Below are 19,484 nucleotides of genomic sequence, written 5' to 3'. Positions count from 1 at the left end.
AGTCACCATGCTATTGTTGAGGGAGGATTTTTTGGGAATATACCGTTTGGCCCAAGGCGTTGACATAGGAGACTTCAAGCTCCCCGGATTCAGCGATGTTGATTTTTCCATAGTTAAACCACTTCTTCGCCTCTGAGAAAGACTGAACTTCTCCCATTTTTTGTGGGCCAAAAAACAGCTGACGCTCGGGTTTCAGCGTGGCATCCAATGTGAGATTCGGAAAAAAATCAGCATTCAACGGACCAGCCACCCATTCCCACATAATATAATCGGGGTCTTTCGCTATGGGTTGATATTTCACACCCTGCGCAAAGTGCACATCGGCTGTCAGCCAAATTACGTTTTTCACTTTTTGCTTATACATTTCTTGAACAATACGCTTTAGCTCATTTTCAAAACCCGTGTTGTTCTCATCGTTGGCCCACCCATCCCGACCATTTGTGGGTGGCCAACCTGTGGGAATAGAAAGCGGCACACTGCTGATAATGGCCTTCCAAGTGCTTTTTGAGTTTTTCAGTTGGTTGAGTAGCCATTGGCGCTGATGAACGCCCAACATCGACTTAGGTGTTGAGTCTGAATCCACATCCGAATTTTTAGCGCGGTAACTTCTTGTGTCCAAAACAAAGAGATCCAAGTGGGATCCCCAAGAAAACTTCTGATAAAGACGATGGCCTGTACCGGTCTCGCCCACCACAACTGGATTGTAATCACGAAAGGCCTTTTGTCCCATCGCCATTAAATCCACAGGCTGTTCTGTGGACGGATCTTTTCTTATGCTGTCTTTTGGGCCATAATCGTTAACCACTTCATGATCATCGTAGGTCACATAGTAAGGTGTCTGACCAAAAAATCTCTGTACCCTCGGTTCAGAATAAAAATATCGCCAATGTTTCCAAAAACTAGAAAGATCAAATGAGGGTTCCAAGGTAACTTTGTGCTGTTGGTTGCCATAGCGACCCTTTTGCCGACAAAAACCATCGGCATAGATCATATCACCGAGTCCCACAAAAAAGTCCAACGACTCGTGGCCGAGGGGCTCAAATATGGGGAAACCTTCTTTTTGATCTCGACAAACATTCTGCCCTGCCACATCCCCACTCCAGGCAAAATTGACGACGGACTTCGATGAGGGCTCAGGCGGAGTTTTAAAGTTACCATCCAATACTCGACTCACTATTTTTCCTTGAGAGTCAGTGAAAAGGGCCTCGACGGCGTAACTTGTACTGGGATACAAACCCTCCGCAAGGACTCGCCCCGCAAAGTCGCCCTCTTCAGCCACTATGGACTCACCGATAAAAACCGGTTCTTGTGATGTTTTGACTTTAGCCCCTTTATCAAAAACCCTCACACGAAGAGCACCCGATCTTACCCCTCGAGCCCAGATCACGGCCTGTGATGGCGTCACTTGGCCAACCATTGGGCCCAGGTATTTTTCTTCAAAATTTGAGCGTGTGACGAGAGAGCTACACCCCGAAACTAAAACGAAAATCAACAAAGTCCACTGAGTCGTCATGACTGCCATGTACTACAGGCCACACGGGTCAGACAATCTGTTTATCCAGATTCGTTCTGTGTTGGCGTTGACAGATGTGTTACATCCACTTAATTCAAAGTGAGAGCTTTATTAGAATCAAGCTCGCTGGGTTTGTGTTCGCGCTGAAAGGACGTCTTGCCGTGAAAATTCATTTGTTTTTAGTTATTTTTTTAGGTTTGTTGCCGTTAAGTTGTGAGTCTTTGAATAAAAACTCATCGGGCCTCACTGAGACTCAGGCCAGAGAAGCAGCCATCAAACACCTAGAACCTTTTAAAAAGAAATTTATGCAGGCGCTAATGACAGCCTTACAATCAGGGGGTCCTGAAGCCGCGGTCCTTGCCTGTCACCAAGAGGCCCCTAAGATTCCAGCCGACTCAAGTACACCAGAGGTCATTGTTGGGCGAACCAGTCACAAATTGCGACAAAGTGCCAATGCCCCTAAACCATGGATGAAACCCTACTTAGATCAATATGCTGGAACAAAAAATGGGGATCTTCCGTCCGAGCGACTGGTCGCCCTTAACAACGGAGAATATGGTTACTTGCAGCCTATTTATATTAAACCTCTTTGTCTGACTTGCCACGGAAGCAACCTCAGTGAGGGCGTCGATAAGAAGCTTTCGAAATTATACCCCGAAGACAAGGGAAGAGGTTTTAAGCTGGGTGAGTTTCGTGGATTTTTTTGGGCTGAGGTTATTAAGACCGCCTCAATTAGCCCCACTAAAACTGAATAACTTTCCACTCTCCGTCCACAAAGACGGCATCGTCATCCCCGATATTCAAGTTATTGTAGATCAAGTCCTGGACTACTAGATCTTTGTACTCTTGGCTCTTTCTTAGATCTGCTATTTTGTCATTAAACTCATCGTATAGAGCCACAGCATTTTCAAAATACTCGTCAGAAATCTTATGTGATTCATGAAGAGTTCTAAGTTCACTGAAAGTGGGTCCTGGTTCGTAAGTGTTAATCACATAGACATTATTGCCCTGCCGAATATGACCTAAATGAGTCGCCACACCTATTGTCTTTTTTTGAAGAAGGTTCCACAAATGCTTCTCCTGCCGCAACGCCTTGCCCAGAGATACACCATGCACCTCAAGCGCTGATGGCACCATCTTTTTTAGAGTCACAACGCCAATTCCAAAAGTGGCGGCAAAAGTCACGGGTACGAGTGCGCCACTCAACGGTTTTTCAAATCGAAAAAAACTGACCAAGGGCGCGCCTTGATAATCAAAAACAATGTAATGATCTGGCCGCATTTTTCGTCCCCGTGGGACATAAACGGATTTAAGTGCTGAATCGAAAATTCTCTGTCCCGATATAAAACCTTCAGCCAACTCAGTGACCCGTTGCCGATCCACCCAAGACAATTCTTCATGCACAGCCCATGACTGACGCTGCAGAACTTTGTAACAACCCGACTCTTGTTCCTTAACCACTTTTAATAAGGGTGCGTGGACTTCTGAATGCCTTTGAAAATCCGTCGACTTCGGTACCCCGGCCGTTGCTACACCAACGTGGCTCAACCCCAAAGCTATAATGATTAATAATAGATGTTGTCCTATCACCCCGGCCCCCAAAAATTCAGCCTATCTAAAATTTGAAGCTGTCCCCTAGATCCTTGAAAAATCTGCCCCCTATTTTAGGATCCAGATCATTTCTAAAGGCACCTCAAACTACTGCATTGAAAAAAATTCTATGGCAGGACTGCATCCGAATTAGCCGCCCCAGGACCAAGATCGTCTTAGAATGAAGCAACAGTGTGTGAAACGAATTGAGAATAACTCTGCGCATTAACTGATGAATTCAAAATTAGGGCGGTTTCTGACCCATTTCAAAACGGCACAAATTTGGAATTATCAATTTCGAACGCCAGGAGGACCACCATGAGGCAGGCATCAAACCAAAAACTTAAACTTATGGATGCTGAAAGCAACGCAGATATCTTAAAGGACAAGAAAAACACCTATTTGCTTTTATTCGTCCGTCCAAATGTCACGAGTTGCGAAGTGGCCATGCAAAAATTTGCCGAGGCCCCGTTTCCGGCTCATTTCAAAAAACTTGTGGTGCATTTACAAGATCATTGTGAGCTGTGCAGTCGATTTGGTATTCAAGACACACCAAGCCTTGCTGCCGTCAACAATGGCACTCTACTCGCTTTGGTGGAAGACTGCGAACCAGAATCTTGTGAGTGGCTTCTTGAATTTTCAAAACAACAGTTGGCGCACATCAATAATCAATAGTTAAAATCTAAGAACAACAAGAAGGAGAACAAAAATGGAGTGGGGGACAATTATCGAGGCATTAATTGGTGGAGGCTTAATTGGGTTAGCCGTATCCATCATGCTTATATTTAACGGCCGTGTGACCGGCATTAGCGGCATCTTTGACGGTGCCATCACATTAAAGACCATTCGATCCGGTGACTATCTCTGGCGCCTGACCTTCTTGGCGGGTCTGATTGCTGGCGGAGTTATACTTTTACTCTTTTATCAACCTGCATTCAGTTGGGATGACTCGTATAATCTAGCTACCGTAGCCGTAGCGGGGTTTCTGGTTGGTTTCGGAACTCTGATGGGCAACGGTTGCACCAGTGGGCACGGCATCTGTGGCGTCAGCCGAATGTCTCCTCGGTCTATTGTTGCCACTTTAAGTTTTATGATCTCTGGCTTTATTACTGTCTACATCATGCGACATATCTTAGGGGGTTAAGATGAGAGTGTTGATTACTTCATTTACTGTGGGTTTGTTATTTGCTTTGGGCCTTGGGATTGCCGGGATGACTCGACCGGATAAAATCCAATCCTTCTTAGATCTCGCCGGCGACTGGGACCCAAGCTTAATTTTTGTTATGGTGGGCGCCGTGGGTGTACACTTTTTTGTCTACCGATTGGCGAGAAAAAAGTCTTCTCCACTGTTTGCTACCAGTTTTAATATTCCCAGCCGGCGTGACATCACTTGGCGCCTGGTTATAGGAGCCGCCATATTTGGAGTGGGCTGGGGATTAGGTGGTTTTTGCCCGGGGCCTGGATTAGTTTCTGTACCCACAGGGGCGGCATCTACTTTGACGTTTATCGTGGCCATGGTAGGTGGATTTTTAACCTTCAGACTTGCAGACCAGACGCTTTTGAAAAAATAGTGTTGCAAAACATTTGTAAAATATGTTGCAACACTTTTTAGATATTTGAGATGAGAACAAAATTGTTGATACTTCACACTGGCATTGCGGTTGCTATGTAGTAGAGTGAAACACTTAATTGGGAGGCAACAGCATGGAAATCAAATCATTTTTTGACGAAGACACTTTTACTGTCACATTTGTCGTCTTTGATCCAGCAACTAAGGATGCTGTAATCATAGACCCCGTAATGGATTACGACCCGCATGGTTCTGCCACCAGCACAAAGTCGGTGGATGAAGTGACCGACTTTGTAAAATCAAAGGGCCTCAACCTCCATTACATTTTAGAAACACACGCGCACGCAGATCACCTTTCCGGTTCTCAGCTTTTAAAGGAGCGATTTCCAAAGGCAAAGGTGGGCATCGGTGCCAACATCACGAAGGTTCAAGATCTTTTCAAGGGCATCTTTAACTTAGGTGATGGTTTTGCTACAGACGGCAGCCAGTTTGATACACTCCTGACTGAAGATAAAGATTTGGTGGCTGGAAGCATTAAAATAAAGACTTTGTTTACTCCGGGTCACACACCAGCTTGTTCATCTTATGTGATTGAAGACGCTGTGTTCACTGGCGATGCTCTCTTTATGCCCGACTTTGGAACCGGACGTTGTGATTTTCCGGCTGGAAGTGCTGAGGACTTGTACAACTCTATCACAAACAAACTTTACACCCTACCCGATAGCACGCGGGTTTTTGTAGGCCATGACTACGCGCCAGGTGGCCGTGGCTATGCTTGGGAGTCGACCATTGGTGAGGAAAAAGAAAAAAATGTGCAGCTTCCAGTCAGCCGCTCGAAACAAGACTTTGTTAAGTTTCGAACAGATCGCGACAAGCAATTGTCGGCGCCTCGATTGATTTTTCAAAGTGTGCAAGTAAATATAAATGCCGGCCATCTACCAGAGCCCGGTCCCAACGGAATTGCTTATCTGAAAATGCCATTGAATGTGAGTGGATAAAATTTATTTCCACTTACTGAAACCACTCAGAACTCTAACGTTCTGAGTGGTTTTGCATTATCTTATAATTCTGTGCTCTCGCAACTTACGCCAAAGTGTTGAACGACTCATTCCTAATTTTTCGGCCGCGCGCCCTTTACGGCCGCCCACTTCATTGAGCGTATTTAAAATTCGTTCTCGCTCAATATCAACTTCCGTCTTCTGATCCACTCGTTTTGACGACGGCGATTCTTCTCCGCGAAGCTCAGGTGTGAGTTCGGAAAATCGCAGGACATCACCCTCGCCAATGGCGTAGGCATATTCAATATTATTTTTTAGTTCTCTGACATTTCCAAACCAAGGATAACTCTTAAAAGCCTCCATCACTTGCTTTTCCAGTGCGCGGATCTGCCGAAAGCCCTTTTGATTTTCTTGCTCAATAAAATACCAAGTGAGGGCCTCCACATCGCCCTCTCGATCCACCAAACGAGGCAGAAACAGCGGCACCACTCGAATTCGATACATGAGATCTTCTCGAAAAAGACCTTGTTCCACCATCCGCCGCAGAGATTTGTTGGTGGCCGCAATCACTCTCACATCCACTTGTATTGGGTTTACTGACCCCACCGGCGTAAAAGTCTTATCCTGTAGCACGCGTAAAAACCGAGCTTGAATCTCAAGGGGCATCTCGGCGACCTCATCTAAAAACAAGGTGCCTCCATCGGCCATCAAAAACAGACCCTTTTTATCCCTTACGGCGCCAGTAAATGCGCCCTTCATGTGTCCAAATAACTCCGAGGCCAACAAATCAGGTGTGAGGGTGGCACAGTTAATCGCCTCAAAGCGAGCTCGACTCCGACGAGAGAGCAGGTGAATAGCCGATGCCACCAACTCTTTTCCCGTACCTGTTTCACCTCGCAAAAGTACTGATGCATCCGTTCTGGCTACACGCTGCAGCACGGATATAAATTTCTTCATTTCCGGCGACACCGTTACGATGCCATGAAAATTCTCGTACTGAAAATCTGGTTTTCTTATAACTTGCGACGTCATGTTGCGACACATTAGTACAACTGCAACTTCATACGCAATTCATTCAGGGTTCCAGGTCCTAAATCGGGTCACGGAGCGTCAGGGGTGGACGGCTGTGGGAGAGGGGTGGCCCCAACATCACGATGTGCATGGCGCATTGATTTGATGCAGAGGCAACTGAGGTTGCCGAACAGGAAATCAATGAACCAGAGTTCGACCTCTGCTGCCCCGTGCCTACTGCACGGAGCAGCAGAGGTCGAACATTCCTTTTCGTGGGGTTGCGGCACGTAAGTGACGCAATCCGAAGACGACATGCGGCCACTCGTGCCGTTGGGGCCACCCCTCTCCCACAGCCGTCCACCCCTGACGCTCCGTGACCCGATTTAGGACCTGGAACCCTTATCTAAGTGACGCAATCCGAAGACGACATGCGGCCACTCGTGCCGTTGGGGCCACCCCTCTCCCACAGCCGCCCACCCCTGACGCTCCGTGACCCGATTTAGGACCTGGAACCCTTATCTAGTCCCTGTCGAAGGCGCCACTTTAAGTTGATTCTTTAGATTTGCTGGTGTTTTGGGGAAACACTTTTTCTGCTGTTCCGCAGTCAGATTATTTTTCACAACAAATTTTTTACTCTCATCACCAGCGGTGTCTGCATAAACCGTGATTGTGTTGCCATCCTCGCCGCCATGAATTTCTTTGATCAAAAGCCCCGAATTGGTCGTCAAATCATTTATTTCAGCAACCAAACTTCTTTTTGATTGCTCTAGCCCCTGCTGATGCAGAGCCTCTTTCCCCACTTTGGCGCCTACCGCCGCCGCAATGCCAACGGGCCCAAGAAAACCAAGTACTAGATACTGTGGCTCAATCCCATTTTTTGACGATGCCAAAAGCGAATTCTCATCCAAATAACTTTTCGCCATCTGCCGCATCACGGGTAATCTCAAGCGCAAATCGGATCGGGTGCCGGCAACCATCTCGCCAATTGCCCTTGATCCCAACACAGCCTCTTTGCCATCAATAGAGTCAGCCACGATCACCACCTGTCCATCTTCAATATTCACAAATGGCGGGGCCGACAGAGTCCTCCACTTGGCACACTCTCCGACGGCGCTGGCTTCGGCACACAAACGAAAGTATCCTGAGTCATACAGATGCTTTAAATAATCATTTAAGTCTTGTCGCCTAAATTGAAAAGCGGCATTGAACGATGAAAAGCATGACTCAGGCAGAGGTTGCAGTTGACGACCTCCACCCGAAACTTGTGGATAATCTCCGCACATCGACAGATCAGCCTGAAAGGCCTTTTTCTCTGGAGAATATCCCAGCTTTTTTAATGAAAGATTCAGCGTATTGGCCACATCCACCCTTTTAGACTGATTCAACCGCACCTTTTTCTTCACGTCCTCAAGCAGACGACTTGTGGCCAAAAGTCGTTCCTTAAAACCCCTTAACTCACGCTGTCCCTGGCTTTTAGGCGAATTCATTCGCGCATCCACTTTTTTTCTAATTTCTGAAACCTTATCCATCATACGCTGAACCAATACCAACGCCGATGGATCGTCGGCAAAGGAGAGCTCTTTGACCACTGGAGCCTGAGGATGAATTGCTTTTAAAGGCCACCATTGACGAATATCAGGATTTTGAAATAACGCCAGCTCCTCGATGACACTCTCGTTGGCCTGAATCCATTGAGTGAAAGGAAAATGTTCTAGTCGAACCAGATCACCTTGAGAGTCAAGAGCCGCCTCTAACGAATTAAGGTCTTTGAGTGTTTTCTCCCCAGCTAAGAGTGTACTAGATTGACCATAGATTTCTTGAAGACTTGGTAGGTATATATTTTGCTGTTCGCTTTTCGAAGAAAGCTGAGAGATTTCTTCTTCCACCCCCTCTTGTACATGGGGCAGCAAAAATTTCGGCACTATATGATTTTGAATAATATTATATGGAATTTGCGGATAGGCACTCAAGAATTGATCAAACCCACGAAAACTTTCTGTTCGCACATGGGTACCCTTAATGCCCTCTCCATCTTCCACTGAGACGGTGACGTCCCCTTCAGGAACGTTAACACGCAAACTATCCTGCACCACCTTCAGATCTCCAGAGTCATTATCCACGGCGAAGCTCATGTTAATAACTATGGGTTTTTTGTTGCTTACAGATAGGGGCGCTTCAAGCCAGTGGGACTTATCAAGGCTCTGAAAACCCGCCTTCCCAACAAGAGAAAGATCCTGCAAGTGGATCTCTACATTGCATTGCCCGGAGGCCGGGTCACATTTTGTTTTTACCTGTGACGGTTTAAACTCATCTACCATAGCACAGATCCCGGTGGTTCCCGGAATAGGATCTAGAGGTGAACTATCGGCAGAGTTCAGATCTGACAGAAATTGAGGCAAAGCCACAGGACAACGACCCCAGAGCGAAATGCGATCCATCTGCTTATAGAGGTCCTCTAACTTTGCTTTTTCTTCTTCATCTATTTTGTCCAAATCTTTCTTTTCGGCCATCTCAATTTGAGCCAATTGCGTTTTTATTTTTTTTACCCGCGCCTCGGTCTCAGGGGAATTCAGTGGAAGGCCTGCGATCGCCTTATTCAATTCTCGCTTTTTGGTGTTTGCCGCTGCCTCTATCTTAAAGCGCCGAGGCACTAGCGACTGGAAGTACTCTTTTTTTTGCCTTTCTAAATTTCGCAATTTTGACTTGAGTTGGGCAATTTGTTTGGCAGAACAGGCCTCTGGGTCTGAACCCTTTTTCTCACACCACGGTGGCGCCTTTTTCATCGCCTCGCCGGCTTTTTCTAAATTGGCCTTCATGGATGTACTGATTAGTTCTTCCAATGCCTCTGAATCCAATGAAACTCTCATTGGAGCCGGATTTGGACAAGAAACACCACCCCAACCCAAGGGGCTGAAAAAAACTAGGAATGTTAATATGAATACACCTAGAAAGTTCACAAAGTCTTATCGGCAAAGGCACTCTCGGGGTTTAACCACCTTAGAAAATTTCGCAAAGAGATACGTTCGTAACAATTCGATTTAGCCTGGCATTTCATCCGATTTTGTGTCGCCCGAGAAACTCGACTGGACATAAGTGGGACTGTAAAAAATAACGTGAGCCCCGGCGGCTGAAACCGGGACTCACAAACAAAAAGTGGATGCCTTTCGCCCAAAGTTTGAGCTCCCCCCTCGACCACCAGCTTTTTGCTTCTGTAAATCACCGACTGATTGAGAAACCCCTGTCAATAGCACCATACATTTGAAATCACCCAGATCCCTCGCGCCGCAGGTAAACCAATCCCCTCTGGCTTCTCTCTTGTTGGTAGCACCAACGGGCTCAACTCAAAATGTGCGGCTATCCCCCGATAGAAGTTAGTGACTTACAGAAGTAAAAAAAAAGGGGCCTGGGCATTTTTTGCCTAGACCCCTAAACATAACTGTTTGCATAAACAGTGACGCTCTCATGCCCCTCATTTTTATTTTTCACCAATGCCCCCTTTGATATTGGTGAATCCAACCCCTTAGCTGGATCATTTAGTAACAGTGTCAAGGCCTTTGGGCCAGAAATATAAATTGCTACAATTTATAATACAATCTTATGGAACCCCCCTATCGAGGGCCCCAATTCAAATTGATTGCTAGTAGAGTTCTACAGAGTCCGCTGGGGGACGATCCTTCCAGATACTTTTCCATTTCTTGAGGACCTGACTAAACACCCTTATGTACGCTGTAGACAATTCCCGCTGATAAGGTAAAGCCAAAAATTCTGCGGCCACCACCTCTTCGGAAGAATAGAGATCTGGCACTACTCGTTCGACGTATTGTTTTTGTTTAACCCAGTAAAGCCGCGCCAAGCTCTCCTCTCGAATTTCTAGCTGAAGAATGGCCCATTTTAAATATTCAAGTTGATGCTCCACACCCTTACCAAGAATGTGTTCACTGACCGCTTTTACGATCTTACTCACTTCTGCTTTTTCCCAGTTTTTCTTACCATTTTTCTCTAATTGTTTACCTTCTGGCCTAGAAATTTCTGGCATGGAAAGACCCATATGAGAGCCTTCCCGAGACGTAGAGTAAAGAGATTGGTAAAGCTCTTTAACTTCGTTTCCTAAACCACCGCTCAATGCCTCTTTCCGTTCAGCTTCGACCAGCTCTAGCTCTGTTCGCTTATATTCTCGATTCAAACGATCAAATTCTTTGAAAAGATCATGGATTTTGTGAGGCACGTTTTCAACGACCACTTGGCCACGTTCTACTCGCACCAAATGTTCATCTATGGCCGCCACTATATCTTCATCGAGGCCCGCTAATTTTTTGATTAGTGCCTCTTGCCATTCGCGCAGCCCATTTATGCGCTCAGACTTTACCTGCCCTAAAAGAGAACCGATTTGTCGGTCAATATTGTCTCGTTGGCGCACGACATTTTGCTGCAACTGCCGCACTTCCTTCAATGCCTTTTCATAGGCCACTCGCTGGGCTTGGGCCACATCGCGATCCACGAGAATCTTATGGCCGTCAGGATCATCTTTGCCCGGATCATAAATTCGCGAACGACGAGATCCTAGTCGATCCTTTCGAACCTTAGCATCTTCCAAGGAGATCGGTGTTGCCACCCCATTAATAACAAGTGGCTCAACTATATCGCCTTTTTTGGAGCTCAAGGCCTTTATATAGCTCTCTAGGGCCTTGTATTCGGCGTTCACCCCGAGCAATGCCTCTGAGCCGTTCAGTAGACCATAATTAAAGCGCTCAACAAACTCCCTAAAGGCTAAATTGTTTGCCATGTTCTGCATCACTTTAACCAGAGTCGCATCGTACGGCTCGCTGGTCTTAGAAAGCACTTCTCCCAAATCTCGCTCAATGGTTTCTAAGATATAGCTAAACGTTTCAGGAATATCAGACTTCAACGTCAGGAAAAACTCCTGCTGCGCTTTTTTGTCTGCCAAGCCCAAATTATCCCGCATATAGGAATCGACAAAAACGCGAAAAGATGGCTTTCGTTTATAGGCATATATAAAGAATGTGGCAATGGAATCGCCTTGTGGATCTCTTAATAAGTCGTCCGAAACTGATTTCTCAAGCAACTCCTGTAAAAACAGCTGGCGCACGCCCTTTAATCGAACAGCCAAGGTGTCTACTTGCTCCAAAGCCGCCACTAAAGGTGGCAACTCCTTTTCTCTGGCTTGTTTGGCTCGACGGTTTGCAGCCTTGTCTCGTGCCGCTTCAAGACCTGCTATTTTAATTTCGACAAGTTCCTTTTCTTTAATTAGAAGGTCCCGCACTTTTTCAACTTCGTCCACTGTGACTTCAATATCTGGTAAACTATAACCATTCATTCGTGCGAAGGCCTCAAGAATGTCAATGGCCTCAAGGTGAATGGGTTTTGGACGATGATGGTCAAATATGAGGTGTCCCACATCATTGATTTGACCTTTAAAGTCTACACGAGGACCCATAATTACCAACTTACCGTTGGGCAGTTGACCTACATGCTTGTCGATATTTTCTTCACTACCCACATAAAGCCAATCGTTACGACCCCACACGTGCAATGACGTGGGAAGATTAGCCGCGACGTCGGCCTCAGACCAAACACTGCTTCGTTCCATATTGCGCTCGCCCAGAAGAGCTAGAGGCGAGTACTTACCCTGTCGCAGCAGCATTTCCCCCAATTCGTTATCTTCATCGTGAACTTGGCTTTTTACATCGTCATTCTTCACAATCTGACTAAACGCCTTCACCCTTTGCTCATAATCAGAATCTGGCGATGCATCAGGCACTCCACTGAGAGACAAAAATCCTCGAATTCGCTGTTGCAAATTGAGTTTGTCCTCACCCGCCCGGCGCAACATCATGTCTGTATAGAGCCCACCCATGCTGTGGCCTGTGGTATAAACAGGAACACCTGGCGCTACATATTTTTCAGCAAAAGCCTGCACCAGTTTAAAATACTCATCGGCTGTTCGAAAATCTCGATTCCCCTCTCCATGCCAGTCTTGATCCCATGAGATCACCACCACTCCGTGGGCGGCCAAATATCCCATCAACTGAATCGCCACATGGTGGCCGGTTGTGCTCGTGCCACCACCGTGAAAAAATAGAACTACCGCTTTTGCTTTTGGTCCAGCGAGGTACTTTGGTCTTGCTTCTGCGTTGTTATTTGAGTCACCAAGATTATTTTTGGCTTGAATCAAAAGCTCCGTCAAGGTGGGGCCAGATGTTCTATCTTTGTCTCCGTCATTATCGCTGCTATCGTCTTCCACGCTGCCTTTTGTTTCTGCCATTTCCACATTATCTAAAAGTGCGGTAACAGGCAGGCCGATGTTGGTATCCAGAGTTTGCCCATCATGTGAAAAGTGAAGCCGCAACGACATAAAATCTCCGTCGCCAACTTTCACAAGGCCTTGTTCTTTGGGGTCCACCAGGGGATGAGAAATTAAACTAACTCCCTCTGGAAGAAAAGACGACATAAGTGGAGGAGGCGCCACTCCTGCCCAAGTGATGGCAGCCTCTTGTTCTTTCTTGATGCTCATGAAACTGGGCTTAACCACATTCAAAGACTGCCAACGCTCTTCAGCAGCTTCTTGAAGAACCTCTAGAATTGTCGATTGCTTTAAAAGATCGAGACATTTCGACTCAACTTCATCGGCTTTAACAAAAGCGGGGTTTACAAACCAAGCCGTTACCCACAAGGCAAATAGAAAGCCCTGCGCCATCCGAGTGTGCAGTTTCATGTTGAACCCTTCCAGGACGTCCCCGCCCCTAATTACAGTTTACCCTTTGAGTTCAACCCTGCTCGTTCCGCCAATTTGTCCCCTCGAAATGCCGGCTTTACCCGACAAAAACGCAAGATGTCATGTAACCCAGATGTTACAGAAAATCAATATTACGATGGACATTTTAAACCCGCTAAAATCTGCCCCAATACAACTACCAATAGATCCCAACTAGTAGGGTCGTCAAAACAAGTAAGATCGCAGAATGAATACGATAATCCTGATACCAGGACACCTTCGGAAGACCCGCCTCCAACTCTGCTACGCGCTCCTTCGACCACACATAGTTTTTGATTTGGCTCGGCTCTGGCGGTGGGGTCACAAAGCTCAATCCGAACATCACTAGGCAAGCCAGCAGAAAAAAGCTGCCGCCCAACAACAAGAAGTGCACTTGCGGCAAGAAATGAAAAAAGTTCTGGTCCAAAAATACGGCTACGGCCACCCCGTGGGTGAGCACCATTCCGGTTAACGCGGCCCTTGAGCTGGTCCGAGACCAAAATAGCCCCATCACAAACACCGCTACCACGGGCGGAAACAAATAAGCCAAGGAGGACTGCAAATATTCAAACAGCGTTTCAAATCGCGCCACCATGGGCGTCCAAAATGCGGCGATCAACATGAATGCCGCAGTGATGAACCTTCCAGCCACTGTGAGCCTCTCTTGTCCCCATTGAGGCCGCCACCTCTTAACAAAGTCCATGGTCACCAAAGTGGAGGCCGAGTGTAAAGTGGAGTCAATGCTCGACATAATCGCAGCCACGAGGCCGGCTAAAACCAGGCCACGCACCCCCACGGGGAGGAGCTCATGAACCATGGTGGGGAATACGAGATCGGGGCGCTCAAGATCCGGAAAAATAAATCGAGCCATCACACCAGGAAACACCATAATAAAAAGAACTGGCAGCTTGAGGAGCCCGCCAAAAAGGGCTCCCCACCGGGCATGATGTATGTTGCGAGCCCCAAGTACCCTTTGCACGATAAATTGATTGGTGCACCAAAAATAAAACCCCAAAATCGGAACGCCAGTCACTAAGCCGAGCCACGGCATGGTGGGATCACTATTGGGACGGATCACACTCAACATTTCAGGCGGAGTGTTCTCTACCACATACTGCCAAGAGCCGACTCTATCCAAAGCCAAAAATGTTAGCACTGTTGTACCAACCAATAAGGTCACCGCTTGAATTACATCTGTATAGACCACGGCAGACAAACCACCGGCTGCGGTATACAGACCGGCTACAATTGCTAAAATCAGTGCCGACTGCCAGACTTCAACGCTTGGAAAGAAAAATTGTATGACCAATGCACCGGCAAATAATGTTCCAGCCGTATCAATAAACAAATTTCCCACAACTGTGAGTAGAGAGAAATAGTACCTGAGCGCTGGACCATATCGTCGTTCTAAAAATTCAGGCATCGTATAGATGCGACTGCCAACGTAATAAGGCACAAAAAACACGGCAAAGATCACCAGAACCACAGACGCCATCCACTCATAATTGGATATGGAAATCCCCGAGCTGTAAGCGGCCCCAGACAAACCCACAAGGGTGGTACTTGAAATGTTAGAGGCAAAAAGCGAGAAACCTATGGTGGCCCAACCCAGCTTGCGCCCCGCAAGAAAGTAATCCTCAGATCCTGAATGCCGTTTAGCAAAATGCCACCCAATGGCTAGCACCACCACAAAATAAAGAAACAGCAAAACGAGGTCTATATTTGATATTTCAAACTGGGCGGACACATCTCCCCCTGCACTTCAGTGACAAATCTACATATGAATTTACAAAATTGGATCAGCAAAAAATTGCAGACACACATCAAAATGATAGGCTCGCTTTAACGGCTACCCTCACAAAAATCAAATGGCAGGGTGTCACAGAGGTTTTGGCCAAAGCCAAGCGGCCCCTCTCACTCCACTTGAGTCGCCAAATTTTGCAGGCACTAACTTTGTGTGCACTTCGTCTGAGAAAACATATTTCTCTAAAAGCTCGGGCACCCGAGAATAAAGACGATCAAGGTTTGAAACTCCACCTCCAAGTACAATAACATGAGGGTCGACCACATTGATCACTCCACTTAATGCCCGGGCCAGTCGATCTTCGTATTTTTGCAAATACTCCTCGGCTTGAAGGTCGCCACTGGCCGCCCGCCCCGCAATGTGCTTTGGTGATGTCACGCCTACGTCGGCACTCTCAACCCCTTGCTGATACCTTGCGACCATCCCAGGGCCAGAGAGAAAAGCTTCAATACATCCTTGCTTTCCACAGTAGCACTTAGGCCCCGGAGACTCCGCCTCGTTCATCCATGGTAACGGGTTATGCCCCCATTCACCGGCAATGGCATGGGCCCCAACAAGGAGTTCACCATTGATCACAAGTCCGCCACCAACACCCGTTCCCAGAATCACGCCGAACACAACTGGCTGTTTTTCTGCGGCACCATCCACAGCCTCTGATAGCGCAAAGCAGTTGGCATCATTGGCCATTCGCACTTCTTGTTGCAGTATTTCTGAAAGATCTCTGTCCATCGGTTTGCCAATTAAAAATGTGGAGTTGGCATTTTTCATCAAACCAGTGGCTGGAGAAATCGCCCCCGGAGTGCCAACCCCCACCGTGTAATTAGTGGCGCCTGATTTTGTGACAAGATCATTCACAAGGTGTCTAATGGCGTTTAATGTTGAAGGGTAATCTTTCGGCGTGGACACCCTGATCCGGGCCCACTCCTCACCTGACGAATCAAGAGCGATACCCTCAATTTTGGTACCGCCCAGGTCGATGCCTATTCTCAATGCTGCCCCCTCGGTAATTGGCGAATACAATCTCTAACGACTAGATATTTTCTGAAACTACATCTCGTAGGGATAAAATGTATTCTGGAAATCCATCCACATATCGTGGAAGCCAATCCCAACCCGGCTCGCCGTCAATCCACAACTGCAAATTGTCTTTGTCGTAGTAGTACTCAACTGTTTCAGCGGCATTCGCAACACTCCAACTCGCAAGTAACACTGCCACACCGGCGGCTTTTTTAGCCACACTGGACCCCGCCCGGGCCGCAAGGATCAAAGCCCCGCCACTGCCCACAGCCACGGCCATGACGATGGCTTGCTCTTTTTCAATATCGCTCATCTGTGAAAAAGCCTCGCGAAGGTAGCTGCGGGCTTCTTCTACTTCATAAAATAAATTGCTGTTATTAGACCCTCCACCAAATTCTGAGAACCCGCCTCCGGTGGACCCACCGTAGTTGTTGGTTTCAGAACCTTCATAGCCTTTAGAGTTGGGTGGTAGGCCATTGTCAGAGTTTCGCAAACGATCATCCCGAACTTGATCGTTCGGTTGCTGCTTTTTAGAATTGGCTTTTTTGGCATACATAATCTGAGCCACAGAATCAAACGTGGTTCCAAAACTAGCGACCGAAAAGGCCAGTGTCGGCAAAACAACAGACAATATTTTAACCTGAGAAAATAACATAAACACTCCTTGGTCACGTAAGGGGCGAGTGACTGGATAGGGATCACTAAAGTCCCACATGCTCAGTCCTCACCAATGGCATGGCGAATAACTAGCAAATAACTTCAGCAATAACAATGCCATAGGCCCCGCCGCTAAAGACAATGAGTGGCCTCTCCATGACTGCAACCCCATCTTTTCATGAAATAAATTCACAAACTGCCGCGCCCTGAACAGAATCGTTCTGAATGAAGCCGCTATTCACCGGGCTTTGATAAAACTGCGGATGATCTCAGCTATTTTTCAAACTGAGGGTATGTCGCTACAAAGGCTTCGACTGCCTTCATTGGGCGAACTTACCTGATTAATAGTGAGTATTTACGAAAATTGAAAGTGAATGAAAACCCTATTTCACTTTATAAACACATCGAACCTGCTTGTTCAGCTTTCCTCCCGATGAGATCTCAAGCTGGTAATCGATAGTGCCTCCACTAACAGTGAGCACCTCGCTTCGAGAGATCTGTCCTCCTGGACAATCGATATCGGTCGTTTGAGCCAATCGATTCTTTTTCAAGACTGTGTTGGATTTATAGCTACACTCATCTGAATGAGTCTTCCGCTTCTCCACAGAACCCTCGTTGATATTGGCAAAGACAATGTTCTGGCCGAGCATAAATGACGGACTCGGCTCGCCATCCATCCATCCAACAAATGACTCTGCACATGGCGATTCGCCTTTCACCATATTGTAAATGCCACTTTGGAAGCCTAGCTCCGCCTTCAAATCTTCCCAAGCTGCAGAACTAAACCAAGCAAATGTCACACATGAAACAAACAAGACGGTTTTTAAAACTACCAGAATCTGACCTTTTCTTATCGACATAACGGATACTCCTTGACCATGCTCAACACTTTGCCATGACTGGGCTGCCGCAGTTTTTCCCAATAGAGGTGATGTCCGAACAAAGCCTTCCCTTTATAACCTTCTGACTCTTCACAACGCAAGGGCCATCGCCTCGTGCTGTAGAAGCCGCAAATGGCTCCACCCATAATTTCAACTCCACAGGGGATTGAATTCATTTCATTGGCCATCAAAAACCTCCCGATGGGACGCCGTTTCGCGTTCACACCTTGAACCTTTTCTTCAGTTGCGTCGCAGCCTGGTCCTCGCCAACTTCGCCCGTCTTTCCAATTTTCAGGCAACTGAAAATCACCAGCAGCCACTCCGTTTGTGGCATCAAGGCGGGCAATGTTAGAAATACACTTCCCTTCATCCCATGCAATGGCGGCAAAAGTCCAAACCCAGAATTTCAGCTTTTGTTGGTCGGTGAGACGTGAAAAATTCGGACATATTTTGCCCATCTGATCTATATTGTTTGAACGAAAGTAGGCCCATCGATTCGACGACTTACCCTGCCCCAGTATTTCTTTGGCCAATACCTCACCTCGAGAACCGTAGGATCCATCCTTTTTAATATAGTCCTCACAGTTGGCCCCCTTCCGATAAAAACTCTTTGAAAGGCCTGATGGATCCTTGGATTCTTTGGTTTTTGCATAGAGAAACTTTAATATATCTTTTGCATTCTGTTGATCACCGGCCTCAATATCCACACATCGATGCAGCTCACCCTCATCGTAGAAATACAACTGATCGTATCTTATCCATCCACTGTCTTTAGGATCATCTGTACTTACAACCTTCGCGTACTGCACGGTTCCCTTGGACTCAATTTTTTCTATTTTTAAATGATCTCCTGGTTTAATCCACGTACGTTTAGGCAAGGTTGCCGTTTTTTTTTGACTCAAATCGCGGTAGACTTCCCAGTCATACCCTATCTCGCCATATAGAGTTTGCTCGCGATGGACGGTGAAAAACATTTCTGGTTGCTTTTCCTGACCCGAAACCAAGGTACAAAAAATAGTCATTACGACAAAAACGATGCTAGAATTTAAACTGAACTTCATAGGTTCAATTCTACTTGGCCGGTGAAACGGTGAAAAGCGTTTATATCGATGACCCTGTCGGACCCCATTGGAGAGCTATTTGAAATTGCAATTTCTAGACTAAGGTTATGCCTTTGTTTATTAGGCCGGCCATAGGAAAGGCAACATTTTCATCTCAGCATTAGGTCACCTTCAAAAGATACTCGACCAAAATAGCCTCAACGTATCGCATGGGATACGCCTCGGCCTTTTACCAATCGAACCGATTAAATCTGACCAGAATCTGGGTGAATATGTTGCCTTACCTATTGCCACCTTAAATAAATCACCAAAGAGGAGTTCCTGGGGTAGTGATCCGTTCCGAGAATGGGTGGCGGGCGCCAATCGCGTCCAAAACCCTCAATCTTTCGCCAAGACTCTCTTTGATATCTTAATCCTTGTTTAAAATTGGAGCTAAGACAAATCATGTAAATTTGAAAATCTAGTTTGTAATTGCATTATGCGTTAGTCGGTTTTTGTGATCTAAAAACACAACTTATACTGAAGAAAACGACTCCTTTTAGTTCAATCGGAGCTTTAACTGTTTTGATTGCGCAGCATCAAGTACCTATACTCAAAAGGGTTTTCGCAC

Annotated in this window: 15 protein-coding genes; 5 read left to right on the top strand and 10 right to left on the bottom strand. The window is 46.6% G+C overall.

The window, feature by feature from the left end; translation table 11 throughout:
- Positions 1-10: 10 nt before the first annotated feature.
- A complete protein-coding gene (locus H6626_00980; GenBank protein ID USN47698.1) occupies positions 11-1,522 on the bottom strand; it encodes an alkaline phosphatase D family protein in 1,512 nt (503 codons plus the stop codon).
- A 152-nt stretch (positions 1,523-1,674) separates the two neighbouring features.
- Here H6626_00980 and H6626_00975 point away from each other — a divergent pair, with 152 nt between their 5' ends.
- Positions 1,675-2,268, top strand: a complete 594-nt coding sequence (locus H6626_00975; protein USN47697.1) for a DUF3365 domain-containing protein — start codon at positions 1,675-1,677, stop codon at positions 2,266-2,268.
- Here the strand turns inward: H6626_00975 and H6626_00970 are convergent.
- The gene (locus H6626_00970) at positions 2,255-3,103 is read right to left on the bottom strand and encodes a hypothetical protein (GenBank protein ID USN47696.1); all 849 of its coding nucleotides are present in this window, start codon (positions 3,101-3,103) and stop codon (positions 2,255-2,257) included. The two genes, H6626_00975 and H6626_00970, sit on opposite strands and share 14 nt — an antisense overlap.
- A 318-nt stretch (positions 3,104-3,421) precedes the next feature.
- Here H6626_00970 and H6626_00965 point away from each other — a divergent pair, with 318 nt between their 5' ends.
- From H6626_00965 to H6626_00950, 4 genes are all read left to right on the top strand, one after another.
- Positions 3,422-3,778 carry a hypothetical protein gene (locus H6626_00965; protein ID USN47695.1) on the top strand — a complete coding sequence of 119 codons (357 nt, stop codon included), beginning with the start codon at positions 3,422-3,424 and terminating at the stop codon, positions 3,776-3,778.
- Positions 3,779-3,812: 34 nt separating this feature from the next.
- Positions 3,813-4,247: a YeeE/YedE family protein gene (locus H6626_00960; GenBank protein ID USN47694.1), complete on the top strand. Its 435-nt coding sequence runs from the start codon at positions 3,813-3,815 to the stop codon at positions 4,245-4,247.
- Position 4,248: 1 nt separating this feature from the next.
- Complete coding sequence (locus tag H6626_00955; protein ID USN47693.1) at positions 4,249-4,674, top strand: YeeE/YedE family protein; 426 nt, start codon at positions 4,249-4,251, stop codon at positions 4,672-4,674.
- A 133-nt stretch (positions 4,675-4,807) separates the two neighbouring features.
- On the top strand, positions 4,808-5,671 hold the full coding sequence (locus H6626_00950) for an MBL fold metallo-hydrolase (GenBank protein ID USN47692.1): 864 nt from the start codon (positions 4,808-4,810) through the stop codon (positions 5,669-5,671).
- A 57-nt stretch (positions 5,672-5,728) separates the two neighbouring features.
- On the opposite strand, the gene H6626_00945 is transcribed toward H6626_00950, so the two are convergent.
- From H6626_00945 to H6626_00910, 8 genes are all read right to left on the bottom strand, one after another.
- Complete coding sequence (locus H6626_00945; GenBank protein ID USN47691.1) at positions 5,729-6,703, bottom strand: sigma-54-dependent Fis family transcriptional regulator; 975 nt, start codon at positions 6,701-6,703, stop codon at positions 5,729-5,731.
- A gap of 494 nt (positions 6,704-7,197) precedes the next feature.
- The gene (locus tag H6626_00940) at positions 7,198-9,537 is read right to left on the bottom strand and encodes a hypothetical protein (GenBank protein ID USN47690.1); all 2,340 of its coding nucleotides are present in this window, start codon (positions 9,535-9,537) and stop codon (positions 7,198-7,200) included.
- 782 nt (positions 9,538-10,319) lie between these two features.
- On the bottom strand, positions 10,320-13,415 hold the full coding sequence (locus tag H6626_00935) for an alpha/beta fold hydrolase (GenBank protein USN47689.1): 3,096 nt from the start codon (positions 13,413-13,415) through the stop codon (positions 10,320-10,322).
- A 196-nt stretch (positions 13,416-13,611) separates the two neighbouring features.
- The gene (locus tag H6626_00930) at positions 13,612-15,201 is read right to left on the bottom strand and encodes a sodium/solute symporter (protein ID USN47688.1); all 1,590 of its coding nucleotides are present in this window, start codon (positions 15,199-15,201) and stop codon (positions 13,612-13,614) included.
- A gap of 132 nt (positions 15,202-15,333) precedes the next feature.
- Positions 15,334-16,248 (bottom strand): ROK family protein, encoded by a 915-nt coding sequence (locus tag H6626_00925; protein USN47687.1) that lies wholly within the window; start codon positions 16,246-16,248, stop codon positions 15,334-15,336.
- A 40-nt stretch (positions 16,249-16,288) separates the two neighbouring features.
- Positions 16,289-16,990, bottom strand: a complete 702-nt coding sequence (locus tag H6626_00920) for a hypothetical protein (GenBank protein USN47686.1) — start codon at positions 16,988-16,990, stop codon at positions 16,289-16,291.
- Between the two features lie 325 nt (positions 16,991-17,315).
- Positions 17,316-17,792, bottom strand: coding sequence for a hypothetical protein (locus tag H6626_00915; protein USN47685.1), 477 nt, complete (start codon positions 17,790-17,792; stop codon positions 17,316-17,318).
- A complete protein-coding gene (locus tag H6626_00910) occupies positions 17,783-18,874 on the bottom strand; it encodes a hypothetical protein (protein ID USN47684.1) in 1,092 nt (363 codons plus the stop codon). Before H6626_00910 ends, H6626_00915 begins: the two co-directional genes overlap by 10 nt.
- Positions 18,875-19,484: the final 610 nt, after the last annotated feature.

This window comes from Pseudobdellovibrionaceae bacterium (assembly GCA_023898385.1).
In the GTDB taxonomy this organism is placed as follows: domain Bacteria; phylum Bdellovibrionota; class Bdellovibrionia; order Bdellovibrionales; family UBA1609.
The sequence above is the reverse complement of the archived record's forward strand: the minus strand, read 5'-3'. Positions and strand labels throughout refer to the sequence as shown.